This is a genomic window from Paraburkholderia sp. 31.1 (assembly GCF_014397645.1).
GTDB lineage: Bacteria > Pseudomonadota > Gammaproteobacteria > Burkholderiales > Burkholderiaceae > Paraburkholderia > Paraburkholderia tuberum.
Genome location: NZ_VZQN01000021.1, coordinates 91,808 through 103,832, shown reverse-complemented (window position 1 = coordinate 103,832; position 12,025 = coordinate 91,808). Strand labels below are relative to the sequence as shown.

Sequence of the window (12,025 nt, the reverse complement as noted above, 5' to 3'; positions counted from 1 at the left end):
TCATTTTCGCTGCGCTCCGGTGGAGCGAGCGCCTGGTTTAGCAACGGCATGGCTCTCAAATCGACGATATACAAGGCGGAATTGCAGATCGCTGACATGGACCGGCACTATTACGCCGACCATTCGCTGACGATCGCCCGTCACCCCTCCGAAACCGACGAACGGATGATGGTCCGCGTCGCCGCGTTCGCGCTGTTCGCGCAGGAACGGCTGGAGTTCTGCAAAGGTTTGTCGGATGTCGACGAACCGGATTTGTGGGCGAAGGATCTGACCGGCGCGATCGACACGTGGATCGAGGTCGGCCAGCCCGATGAGCGCCGCATCGCCAAGGCGAGCGGGCGGGCGAATCACGTGGTCGTGATCGCGTATGGCGGGCGTACTTCGGAAATCTGGTGGCAGGGCGTGCGCAACAAGGTCGAGCGCCTGCGCAACGTGACGGTCTGGACGCTCGGCGAAGACGTCGCGGCATCGCTCGGCTCGCTTGCCGAACGCACGATGCGGCTGCAATGCACGGTGCAGGACGGCGAAGCATGGCTCGGCAGCGCCGAAGCCGATGCGGTGAAGATCGACTGGACCGTACTCAAGGCGCCCGCCGATGCGTGACGGCTCAGGTCTGAACCAGTTTTTGCGCCGCTTCGTTCTCGCATTCAGAGCGACGTGACCCGCGCCGCTTCCGGCGGCCCCTTCAGTTCGACCATATTGCCCTCCGGGTCGAACAGATACAGCGACGGCCCGAATCCGTCCGCGCCATAGCGCACTCCCTGTTCGCCGAGCCGCGCGCCATGCGCGCTCAGATGCGCCTTCAGCGCGTCGGCGTCGAACGACTCGACGCGCAGACACAGGTGGTCCATGTTGCGCCCCGTGCCCGCCGCGCCGTTTTCCGCGCGATCGAGCTTCGCGCCGACCTGCAGCAGATCGATCAGCGATCGGCCCGCGCGCAGTTGCGTGAGGCCGAGTTCGCGCTGCTCCTTTTCAACGCTGCAACCGAGTACGTCGCAGTAAAAGCGCGCGAGTGTTTCGACCTGCGTCGCCCGGATCACGACGTGGTCGATCTCGCGAATGTGGATTTTCATGTCGAACGCCCTTTCGCTAGTTCGGAGAACCGATTAGGAAGTGTAGGAGAAAGGAAAGGGCGGGGTGGGTCGGCGGGAAGTCGTGGGCGAACCGGACCAAATGCGGACCGGGCGCGGACAAAAACGCAGGCAAAAAAAAGCCCGCTCAAGTGGAGCGGGCTGAATCCATATCAGGAGGAGACATGGAGGAGACAAGCACTAATATACACATCGGCTTGGTGCGACGCAATAACTTTTTAAGGGAAAACCCGATATCGTGCGAAATTGCCGCACTTTGAGGCAAAACGTCCGGCCGCAGGGCATTCCAAGGCGCTTCGGATTGCGATTTGCCGGGTTTGACCCCACTACGGGTACGGACAAGCGCGTCCGAATGACAGAGCAAGATCCGGCGCGTACTGTGTAGCGCTCGGGCCTAGATTGATGAGCATCGACACTGCCTGCCCATCCGGGCCCCAGGACATCATGAACGCCACCACTCGCCATTCCGTCCCCATGCGCACCGCCGCCGACGTCGACACCACCCAGTGGCGCACCGACGACGAACGCTGGGACGCCGTCACCCACCGCGACCGCGATGCCGACGGCGCATTCTTCTACGCGGTCAGGACGACCGGCGTGTTCTGCCGGCCGTCGTGCGCGTCGCGCCAGCCGCGCCGCGAAAACGTCGCTTTCTTCACCGATGCCGCCGCCGCGCGCGCCGCGGGCTTTCGCGATTGCAAGCGCTGCCAGCCCGGTGGTCTGCCGCGCGAGCTCGACGTCGTCGCCAGGGCGTGCGCAGCGCTCGACGCCGATCCGCAGCAGCGCCTCACGCTCGCGCAACTGAGCGATGCCGTGCACGTGAGCCCGTTCCATTTGCAGCGCCTGTTCAAGCGCGTGGTCGGCGTCTCGCCGCGTCAGTACCAGGCCGCGCAGCGCGGCGCCGCGTTGCGCGATGCGCTGCAGGGCGGCGCCGACGTTACGCGCGCGACGCTCGACGCCGGTTTCGGCTCGCCGTCGCGAATGTACGACAGCGCGCCGGCCGAGCTCGGCATGGCGCCGTCCGCGTATCGCCGCAAGGGCGCGGGCCTGACGGTGCGCTATGCGAGCGCGCCGACCTCGCTCGGCTTCGTGCTGGTCGCCGCGACTGACAAGGGCATCTGCAAGATCGGTTTCGGCGACGACACCGCGCCGCTGATCGACGAATTGCGCGGCGAGTTCGCGAATGCCGAGCTGCGCGAAGACGCCGGCCGGCTCGCGCCGTTCATCGCACAGATCGACGCGTATCTGCGCGGCACGCGCCAGGACTTCGAGTTGCCGCTCGATATCGCGTCGACCGCATTCAAGCAGCGCGTGTGGGATGCGCTGCGGCGGATCCCGTACGGCGAGACACGCAGCTATTCGCAGATCGCCGAGGCGGTCGGCTCGCCGCGGGCGGTGCGCGCCGTCGCGAGCGCATGCGCGACCAACCCGGTCGCGCTCGCGATTCCTTGCCATCGCGTCGTGCAGAAGGGCGGGGCGCTCGCCGGCTATCGCTGGGGGCTGCCGCGCAAGGCCGCGTTGCTCGACAATGAGGCGCAGCATGCAGGCGGCGTTTCAGCCAGCGACGCGCCCCGCCGCGACGCAAGCCGCACAGATGCCGACTCCCACAACTCCCAACTGGATCACGCCGCTTGAGCACGCTGAACGAGGTTGCAACTCTCGAATTACCGTTCAAGGCACCGTTCGACTGGCCGCGGCTGCTGCGCTTTTTCAGCGGCCGCGCGACGCCTGGCGTCGAAGCCGTCGAGGACGGCGCGTATCGTCGCGCGATCGACTGGAACGGCGACAGCGGCACACTCAGCGTGCGGCTGCATCCGCGCAAGCGCTGCATCGTCGCGAGCATCGAAGGGCCGGCGAGCCGCCACGCCGATGCACTCGCCGCGCCAATCGCAAGAATGTTCGATCTGCGCGCCGATCCAAAGAAGATCGCCGCCGGACTCGCGGCGGACCCGTGGCTCGCGCCGCTCGTCGCCACGGTGCCCGGCCTGCGCGTGCCGGGCGCGTGGTCCGGCTTCGAACTGGTGGTGCGCGCGATCGTCGGTCAGCAGGTCAGCGTGAAGGCCGCGACGACCATCATCGGACGGCTCGTGCAGCGAGCGGGCGAACGCATCGACGGGCATCCGCACGAAAACACCGCGTGGCGTTTTCCGACGCCGGCCGCGCTCGCCGAAGTCGATCTCGCGCAGATCGGCATGCCGGGCAAACGCGTCGCCGCGTTGCAGGGCTTCGCGCGTGCGGTCGCGAGCGGCGACGTGCCGCTCGACAGCAGCGACACCGTCGATGCCGCGAGCCTGCGTGCCGCATTGCTCGCGCTCGCGGGCATCGGCCCCTGGACCGTCGAATACGTCGCGATGCGTGCATGGCGCGACCCCGATGCATGGCCCGAGGCGGATCTCGTGCTGATGCAATCGATCTGCGCGCGCGATCCTTCGCTCGTACGGCCCGCGCAACAGCGCAGCCGCACCGACGCGTGGCGGCCGTATCGCGCGTATGCCGCGATGCATCTGTGGAACGAGGTGGCGGATCGGGCGGGCGCTGCGCGCGGGGGATGAGCTGAGCGTCGTCGCGACGTGCCGATGCCGATGGCGTAGTTCAGCGCGACCTCGACGTGCCCGCTGAAACTCCGCCGAAGCGGCCGCAAGCAGCGGTTCTGGCGAGATGTTAAAGTGCCCGCTACTGAAAATTCCGCCGAACGTTGTCAGCCGCTATACCGTCTGTGAATCGTCTGGCGATACACGGCGACCGGCAACGCCCAACTTGCATCAATGCCAAACACCACACCTTCCTGCACGACCGACGCGCTTTCGCACCGCCTGTCCGTGCTCGACTCGAGCCCGCAGCGCGATGTGCTGATACGCGGCCTGCGCGGCATCGAAAGGGAAAGCCTGCGCGTGACGCGCAACGGCCAGCTCGCGATGACGCCGCATCCGCGCGGGCTCGGCTCGGCGCTCACGCACCCGTCGCTGACGACCGACTACTCCGAGGCGCTGCTCGAGCTGATCACGCCGGCTGAGCAGGACGCCGCCGAAACCCTCGCGCAACTCGACGTGCTGCATCGCTTCGTCTACGCGGAGCTCGGCGACGAGATCCTGTGGAACAACTCGATGCCGGGACTGTTGCCCGCCACCGACGATGGCATTCCGATCGCGCACTACGGCACCTCGAACATCGGCAAGCTGAAGTACGTGTACCGCGTCGGCCTCGCGCTGCGCTATGGCCGCACGATGCAGTGCATCGCGGGCATCCACTACAACTATTCGCTGAGCGAAGACGTGTGGCGCCTGCTGCACGCCGATCAGCAATCCACCGCGAACGCCGTCGACTTCCAGTCCGACCGCTACCTCGCGCTGATCCGCAATTTCCGCCGCACGAACTGGCTGCTGATGTATCTGTTCGGCGCGTCGCCGGCGCTCGATCGGCGCTTTCTCCGCGATCGCAAACACACGCTCGAGACGTTCGACGCCGACACGCTGTACCGCCCGTACGCGACCAGCCTGCGCATGAGCGATCTCGGCTATTCGAACACGGCCGCGCAAGCCGCGCTGCACGCCGACTACGACACGCTGCCCGGCTATCTCGACGCGCTCGCGAAAGCCGTGAGCCAGCCGTATCCCGCCTACGAGCAGATCGGCACGCAACGCGACGGCGAGTGGGTGCAGATCAACACCAACGTGCTGCAGATCGAAAACGAGTTCTATTCGACGATTCGTCCGAAGCGCGTCACCTATCCGGGTGAGCGGCCGTTGCATGCGCTCGCCGCGCGCGGCGTGCAATACGTCGAAGTGCGTTGCATGGACATCGATCCGTTCGAGCCGGCCGGCATTTCGCTCGAAACATCGCGCTTTCTCGACGCGTACCTGCTCGTGTGCGCGCTCGACGACAGCGCGTCCCTGCCTCCGCCCGCGTACACCGAAGCGAACCAGAACTTCGGCCGCGTGACGATGGAAGGCCGCAAGCCAGGCCTCGAACTGGTTCGCGACGGCAAGCCGGTCGCGATGATCGACTGGGCCGACGAACTGCTCGTGAAAATCGACGCCGCGGCGGCCGTGCTCGACAGCCTGAAGGGCGGCGACGAACACGCGCGCGCGGTCGCCGCGCAACGCGCGAAGCTCGCGGACGTGTCGCTGACGCCATCGGCGCGCGTGCTGCAAACGATGCGCGACCAGCAGCAAAGCTTCCTCGCGTTCGGCCTCGCGCAAAGCGAAGCGCACGCCGCGTACTTCCGTGCGCGTCCGCTCGATGCCGCGCAGTCCAAGGCGTTTGCCGACCTCGCGGTGCGATCGCTCGACGAACAGGCGAAGCTCGAACGCGACGAGGTTGGTTCGTTCGATGCGTTCGTCGCTGCGTATCGGGCCTATACGCTCAATCGCTTCAGCGTCTGAGCGTTCGGACCACAGCATCCCGGAAGTGCTTCAAGCGGCCCACGTGGCCGCTTTTTCTTTGCCCCGAATAACGCGCAGGTAACCTCTACGGATTGCGCTCTTCAGGTGTCCGCGGAATCGGCAAATACTCCGCGCGACGTCGCGATTCTCCGATCTGGGTGAAACACCGCTTCGATGGGGTAGTCCAAAATCTTATGACATGCTCCACAGGGGAGGTATCGACGTGAAGAACAAAGCTCTGTTGGCCGCGCTGTGTCTCTTGGCGACGACGGCATGCTCGACCCAGGGTCAGGTCGATCCCGATGTCATGCAGATCGCGACCAGGCCGTTGACGTGTTCGAACAAGGCCGAATGCGACCTCTGGTGGCAACGGGCGCAAACGTGGGTCACGAGTCATTCGAAGTACAAGATCGAGACCGCTAACGACTCGCTGATCCAGACCGCCGGCCCGGACGGCGGCAAGCGCGCGCTCGCGTTTGAGATCACGCGCGCCGCAGGTCCCGATGGCACTACCACGATCGGCTTTTCGGCGCATTGCGACAGCTCGCTCGGCTGCAAGCCGAATCCGTGGGAAGCCGGTGCGGATTTCAAGCAGTATGTGAGAGGCACCACGGGCACAGCCGCCAGCGCGCCGCAAGGCGGCGCGACGCCACCGCAGAACGCGCCCGATGCGACGCATCCGGAGACGACGCCCCGTAACACGACCAGGCTGCCGAATGGCGAGGCGATGTCGCAATAGATCGAGCGGTGGCCGCAGCGGCGATGCGTTCGCCGCTGCCGCGCGTTTGCTTCAGTGTCCTAATGAAGGCCCGGTGCCTTTGCGCGGCTTCGTGATCCACACGAGCACCGCCAGCACGATAAACGCCGCGCCCGAGATGCGGAAGAAGTCGTTGGTGGCCATCATGTACGCCTGACTCGTCACCACCTGGTTCAGCTGCGCGGTCAGGCTGTCGCCGGAGAGCCCGGCGCCCGCCAGCGCATTCGTATAGGCGTTGGTGTTCGCCGAATACGTGTTGACCGTATCTGCAAGCATCGCGTGGTGATAGATCGTGTCGTTTTCCCAGAACGTCGTGCTGATCGCGGTGCCGATCGCGCCCGACAACGTGCGGAAAAAGTTCGACAAACCCGACGCGCTTGCAAGACGCTCGTCGGACACGCTCGACAGCGTGATCGTCGTCATCGGCACGAAGAAGCAGGCGACGCCGATCCCCTGCACGAGCCGCGGCAGGATCACGTGGCCGAAGGGCACGTCGAGCGTGAACGTCGAGTTCCAGAACGATACGATCGCGAACACGATGAACGCGAAGCTCGCGACCATGCGCAGATTGAGCCGATGCATGTTCTTGCCGATCATCGGCGACAGAAACAGCGCGAGCAATCCGACCGGTGCCGTGGCGAGACCCGCGAGGCCGGCCGTATAGCCCATCACCGTTTGCAGCCATAGCGGGAAGATCACCACCGAGCCGAAGAACGCCATGAAGCCGAACGAGACGATCACGACGCCGAGCGCGAAGTTGCGATCCTTGAACAGCGACAGGTCTACAATCGGCTCCTTCTCGGTCAACTCCCACACGAGCAGGAACGCGATCGACACGAGCGCGATCACGGCGAGCGCCACGATGAACGTCGAGTTGAACCAGTCGCGGTCCTTGCCGAGGTCGAGCATCATCTGCAGACACGACACGCCGGTCACGAGCAGCACGAGGCCCACCGCGTCGATGCGCTGGCGCGTCGTCTGCGTCTCGCGGCCACGCAGCAGCAGATACGCGCAGAACGCCGAGAACAGGCCGATCGGCACGTTGATGTAGAAGATCCACGGCCACGTGAAGTTATCGGTGATGTAGCCGCCCATCACCGGGCCGAAGATCGGCGCGCAGATCACGGTCATCGCCCATAAGCCGAGCGCGAGTCCACGTTTGGCGGGCGGGTAGGAGCGCATCAGGATCGTCTGCGACAGCGGCACCATCGGCCCGGACACGAGCCCTTGCACGAGCCGGAATGCGATCAGCGATTCGAAGTTGTGCGCGAAACCGCAGGCCGCCGACGCGATCGTGAACAGCAGCACGGACAGCGTGAAAAGTCGTACCTCGCCGACGCGTCGCGCGAGCCAGCCGGTCAGCGGCACAGCGATCGCCGAGGCGACCGAGTACGACGAGATCACCCAGGTGCCCTGGCTTGCGGCGACGCCGAGGCTGCCGGAAATGGTCGGCACCGCGACGTTCGCGATCGAGGTGTCGAGCACCTCCATGAAGGTGCCGAGCGCAAGGCCGACGGTCAGCAGCGCGAGCGTGCCGCCCTGGAGCGGGGCGAGTTCTGCTGCGGGCAGCGTGGCGTTGGAAGCCGTGGCATCCATAGGTTTGTTCTCCTCAGGCGGCGAAAGCTTGTCGCGGCAGCCTTATCGCGTGTTTCAGATACGATGCTTGCATGCCGCATCACCCTCTGCCCAGACAGATATCTGATGACAATGACGCCTTGGAAAAGCGCCTCGTGATTGTCCCGCTAGTACTTCGTGATGACGCGCCGCCGCCATCCGACGACGACCGTTGTTTGACGCATGCCTCGGCTCATCCCGGCGGCTCGTCCGGCGGTGGCGCCGGTCCGCAACCCACGTCGGCGTCTGCCTCGGGACCGTTTGCGATGAAACGGGCGAGCAGGTGAATCAGCGTCGCGTGCTCCTCGGCGGTAAAGCCGCGCAACTGGTCGTTCAGCACAGTTGCGCCGAGGTTCGGCAACTGGCGCGCGGCCTCGTGGCCCTGCTGCGTCAGCTCGAGTTTCACCATGCGTCGGTCGTCGCTGCTGCGGGTGCGCACGACGAAGCCCTTCTTTTCCAGCCGGTCGAGCAGACGCGTCATCGAGCCGCTGTCGTACGACATCGCGCGCGACAGCTCGAATGGCGTGCTCGCGCGCCGCGACGACAGCATCAGAATCACGCCGATCTGCTGCGCGGTGAGCCCGAGCGGCTTGACCGCACGGTCCGTGCGCTCGACCAGCACGTTGCGCGCTTTCGTCAGGTAGTAGCCGAGACTGCTCGTGAGCTCGACCTCGTCCGCTTTGTAGGGGCCATCAGTCATGGGGTATCCGCAACATCCAGGCAAGACGAAGTTTAGCTGCCTAAGCAGACAAGTCAAATCGCATTTTGCGGTGCGCAACGAGGCCAACCGAAATACAACAGTCGAATCAATTGCGCCGCACAGTATCTTGAAATTTGATTGCATAGTCAATATTATGACAAGCAATGAGTTTCGCGCGTCCTGCGCCATTCGAGACCATGTTCTGACCGATCGACCGCACGCCGCCCGCCTCGCGACGCGCGCCAAAGGATTTCCCCGATGCTGTACCTCAAAAACACGCTTGGCAGCCTCAGCCGCTCACTGACCGATTCCGCACTCCATACCTTCCAGGGCCGACACCGCTGGTGGAAGCTCGCGCTGTTTGCGGGACTGTTCGTGCTGCCGGGTGGGTCGGTGGGTGTCGCGTTGCTCGCGTGGGCCGAGCATCGAAGGGGGACGAAGCGGGCGAGCAAAGGCAGCGTTGTGGGCGCGGAGTCCAGCGAGATCGTGCTGCCGAAGGAAAGCTTCGTGATAAAGGCGGGAAACGTCGTCCCCGCGACGGCCAACAGCGGTAACGCTTGCCTCGCGCCTGGCGGTGCGTCGTGCCGGGCCTCCGCTGGCAAGCTCGCGTGTCAGCGTCAACGCCAGCAGACCCAATCCACGGAATCGCGGCTCTGAAGGTGCACCGATTCGCAGCGCGCTTTTCGGCACACAGTTTCGCTTCGTCTAGCCATCTGAACCACCGCGAACCCGCAGCCCCTCGCGCCGCCGGTAACAACGCGTAACCAGCGCGTCACCGCAAGTAACACACCTGCGCACCGCCTCGCATTAACCTTTCGGCTTCCAGTTTCCCGCGCTCGCGCGGGCTCATACGCTAACATTCCGGCAGACCACGATCTCGCCCGGCCGGTGGCGCCATTCCCGGCCGCATTGCGGCGTCCAGAAGGAATTCATTGCATGCAGTCTGATCGAATGTCGCGGGCGCTTGCGCCGCGCGTCCTGTCCCTTGCCGTGAGCGCGGCCTGCGCGACGCTCCTGGCCGCCTGCGCGGTCGGTCCGAACTATCAGCGGCCGGCCACCGAGATCCCCGCGTCGTTCAAGGAAGCCGCGCCCGGCTGGAAAGTCGCCGAACCCGCCGATCAACACGACCGCGGCGACTGGTGGGCGATCTACGAAGACCCGAAGCTCAACGAACTCGAAGACAAGCTCAACACCGCGAACCAGACCATCGCGCAATTCGCCGCGAGCTACCGGCAGGCGCGCGCGCTCGTCGGCGAAGCGCGGGCAGCGTACTTCCCGGCGATCGGTGCGTCGGCGGGCGCGACGCGCTCGGGCAACGGCACGCAAACCAGTGGCAATGCGACTACGGCGACCAGTCGCGAGGGCATCACCAACAGCTTCAACGTGCAGATGACGGCGAGCTGGGAGCCCGACCTGTGGGGCTCGGTCACGCGCTCGGTCAACGCGCAGAAAGCCGGCCAGCAGGGCGCGGCCGCCGACCTCGCGAACGCGCGCCTGTCCGCCCAGGCCACGCTCGCGCAGACCTACTTCCTGCTGCGCGCGCTCGACTCCACGCAGAAGCTGCTCGACGACACCGTGATCGCCTATCAGCGCTCGCTGCAACTCACGCAGAATCAGTACGCGGCCGGCGTCGCCGCGCGCTCGGACGTGATCCAGGCGCAAACGCAGCTGCAATCGGCGCAGGCCGCCGCGATCGACAACGGCATCCAGCGCGCGCAGGACGAGCACGCGATCGCGGTGCTGGTCGGCGTGCCCGCGTCGATGTTCTCCCTGCCGCCGATGCCGCTCACCGCGACGCCGCCCGCCGTGCCTGCGCAGATGCCCTCCGCGCTGCTCGAACGCAGGCCGGATATCGCATCGGCGGAACGCAAGGCCGCGGCGGCGAACGAGCAGATCGGCGTGGCGATCGCCGCCTTCTTCCCGTCGCTGACGCTGTCGGCGACCGGCGGCTTCGAGAACTCGGTGTTCTCGCAATTGTTGACGTTGCCGTCGCGCTTCTGGACGCTCGGCCCGCAACTGGCCGGGACGATCTTCGACGCCGGCCTGCGCAAAGCGCAAACCGAGGCCGCGCGTGCCACCTATGACGCGGATGTCGCGACCTATCGGCAGACGGTGCTCGCCGCGTTCCAGGACGTCGAGGACAACCTCGCGTCGCTGCGCATCCTCGAACAGGAAATCGTCGTGCAGCGGCAGGCGGTCGACTCGGCTCGCCAGGCGCTCGCCATCGTGACGAACGAGTACAAGGCGGGTACGGTCGGCTTCGTCAATGTGCTGACCGCGCAGACCACGGCTTTCACGGCCGAACAGAAACTCGAGAATATCGCCGGGCAGCGGATGGTGTCGTCGGTGGGGCTCGTGAAGGCGCTCGGCGGCGGCTGGGACGCGTCGCAGATGAATCGCGAGACCGGCGATGTCGCGGCGCCCGCGCCGCTGCCGGCATCGGCGCCGAGGGCTGCGGCCACGTCAGTCGGCGCGCCGTCCATCGCACAGAGCACCGCGTCGGGCACAGACGCGCTGCAAGCGCGGGTGCAGAGCAAATAATGTCCGCTGTGCTCGCCGCGCAGCAACGCCACGAAACAGAAGAGGCATGGTCGCAACTCGCGGCCATGCCTCTTTTTTCATCGCGCCACGCGCGCGAAACACGCGCCTCGGCACACATCAGCGCACGTCAGCCCCAACTCAGTGCACGAACGTCAGCGCCACCGTATCCGGCCCGCTAGGCCGGCCAAGCAGATTCAGCAGGCCGGCGAGGTTATCGTGCTGTTCCGGCGCGGCGCTCGCCGTGCCATGAAACGACGTCGATGCGGCCGACACCGTGCCGCTGCCGGTCAGCGTCAACGGACCCTTGATCGTGCTCAGATCGAGCGCCGACGACGTGCCCTGCGCCTGAAACCTGACCCGGTACGACCCGAGCGGCTTCACGAGCGACACCCGGGAGCTGACGTCGTCGAACATCATCGTCAGCTGGCCGAACGCTTCGCCGTTGAAACTGCGCCACTCGGACCACGACAACTGCACGTTGCCCTGCAGATCGAGCGTGTTGAATGGCGCGCCAAGCCCCGCGAGCAGCGACGCCGGCACCGCGAGCACGCCCGGCGTGACGGTTGCGCCGCGCGGCGTCGCTTCGACCGTGACCGGATCGGGCATCGCCTCGCTATGGCGCATGACCATGCGCACGCGTCCGGTGAAAAGCGGCCAGAACGACGTGCGCCATTCGATCCGACCAGGCAGCAGCGTCGCCGCGCTCATATCGGCGCCGGCGGCCAGCATCAGGGTCGCCGAGCCGTGCCACAGCGAGCCCTCGGCGTCGACGAGATTGACGTGCCCGTGCGTTTGCCGCGCGAACTGCGGCGTAATCCAGGCGGCCGGCAGTAACGCGAGCGTCACCGCCGCCACCGACAAAACGGCGACCACCAGCCACGGCAGCGCCGCACGCAGGCGCCACATCCAGTAATTCATGCGAGATCCTGTAGCGAGCGGC

11 protein-coding genes are annotated in these 12,025 nt (G+C 65.9%); 7 read left to right on the top strand and 4 right to left on the bottom strand.

Features of this window, described 5'->3' with window-relative positions; all coding sequences use genetic code 11:
• Nucleotides 1–48 precede the first annotated feature (48 nt).
• Nucleotides 49–603: a YaeQ family protein gene (locus F6X37_RS18040; protein WP_026228986.1), complete on the top strand. Its 555-nt coding sequence runs from the start codon at nucleotides 49–51 to the stop codon at nucleotides 601–603.
• A gap of 44 nt (nucleotides 604–647) precedes the next feature.
• On the opposite strand, the gene F6X37_RS18035 is transcribed toward F6X37_RS18040, so the two are convergent.
• A complete protein-coding gene (locus F6X37_RS18035) occupies nucleotides 648–1,073 on the bottom strand; it encodes a VOC family protein (protein WP_184060970.1) in 426 nt (141 codons plus the stop codon).
• A 462-nt stretch (nucleotides 1,074–1,535) separates the two neighbouring features.
• Here F6X37_RS18035 and ada point away from each other — a divergent pair, with 462 nt between their 5' ends.
• The 4 genes from ada (at nucleotide 1,536) to F6X37_RS18015 (ending at nucleotide 6,212) form a co-directional block, all read left to right on the top strand.
• A complete protein-coding gene (ada, locus tag F6X37_RS18030; RefSeq protein ID WP_410451379.1) occupies nucleotides 1,536–2,726 on the top strand; it encodes a bifunctional DNA-binding transcriptional regulator/O6-methylguanine-DNA methyltransferase Ada in 1,191 nt (396 codons plus the stop codon).
• Complete coding sequence (locus F6X37_RS18025; protein WP_187612259.1) at nucleotides 2,723–3,643, top strand: DNA-3-methyladenine glycosylase family protein; 921 nt, start codon at nucleotides 2,723–2,725, stop codon at nucleotides 3,641–3,643. Before ada ends, F6X37_RS18025 begins: the two co-directional genes overlap by 4 nt.
• Nucleotides 3,644–3,856: 213 nt before the next feature.
• Nucleotides 3,857–5,473: a glutamate--cysteine ligase gene (gshA, locus tag F6X37_RS18020; RefSeq protein ID WP_187612258.1), complete on the top strand. Its 1,617-nt coding sequence runs from the start codon at nucleotides 3,857–3,859 to the stop codon at nucleotides 5,471–5,473.
• Nucleotides 5,474–5,696: 223 nt separating this feature from the next.
• Entirely contained in the window at nucleotides 5,697–6,212 is a 516-nt protein-coding gene (locus tag F6X37_RS18015; RefSeq protein ID WP_187612257.1) for a hypothetical protein, read from the top strand.
• Nucleotides 6,213–6,263: 51 nt separating this feature from the next.
• Here F6X37_RS18015 and F6X37_RS18010 read toward each other — a convergent pair whose 3' ends face one another.
• Nucleotides 6,264–7,826 carry a DHA2 family efflux MFS transporter permease subunit gene (locus F6X37_RS18010; protein WP_187612256.1) on the bottom strand — a complete coding sequence of 521 codons (1,563 nt, stop codon included), beginning with the start codon at nucleotides 7,824–7,826 and terminating at the stop codon, nucleotides 6,264–6,266.
• 211 nt (nucleotides 7,827–8,037) lie between these two features.
• Nucleotides 8,038–8,544: a MarR family winged helix-turn-helix transcriptional regulator gene (locus F6X37_RS18005; RefSeq protein ID WP_090802317.1), complete on the bottom strand. Its 507-nt coding sequence runs from the start codon at nucleotides 8,542–8,544 to the stop codon at nucleotides 8,038–8,040.
• Nucleotides 8,545–8,802: 258 nt separating this feature from the next.
• Between F6X37_RS18005 and F6X37_RS18000 the strand changes: the two genes are divergently transcribed.
• Nucleotides 8,803–9,201, top strand: a complete 399-nt coding sequence (locus F6X37_RS18000) for a hypothetical protein (protein WP_187612255.1) — start codon at nucleotides 8,803–8,805, stop codon at nucleotides 9,199–9,201.
• A gap of 279 nt (nucleotides 9,202–9,480) precedes the next feature.
• Nucleotides 9,481–11,085: an efflux transporter outer membrane subunit gene (locus F6X37_RS17995; RefSeq protein ID WP_187612254.1), complete on the top strand. Its 1,605-nt coding sequence runs from the start codon at nucleotides 9,481–9,483 to the stop codon at nucleotides 11,083–11,085.
• A gap of 138 nt (nucleotides 11,086–11,223) precedes the next feature.
• Here the strand turns inward: F6X37_RS17995 and F6X37_RS17990 are convergent, their stop codons facing one another.
• Nucleotides 11,224–12,003, bottom strand: coding sequence for a type II secretion system protein N (locus F6X37_RS17990; RefSeq protein ID WP_187612253.1), 780 nt, complete (start codon nucleotides 12,001–12,003; stop codon nucleotides 11,224–11,226).
• Nucleotides 12,004–12,025: the final 22 nt, after the last annotated feature.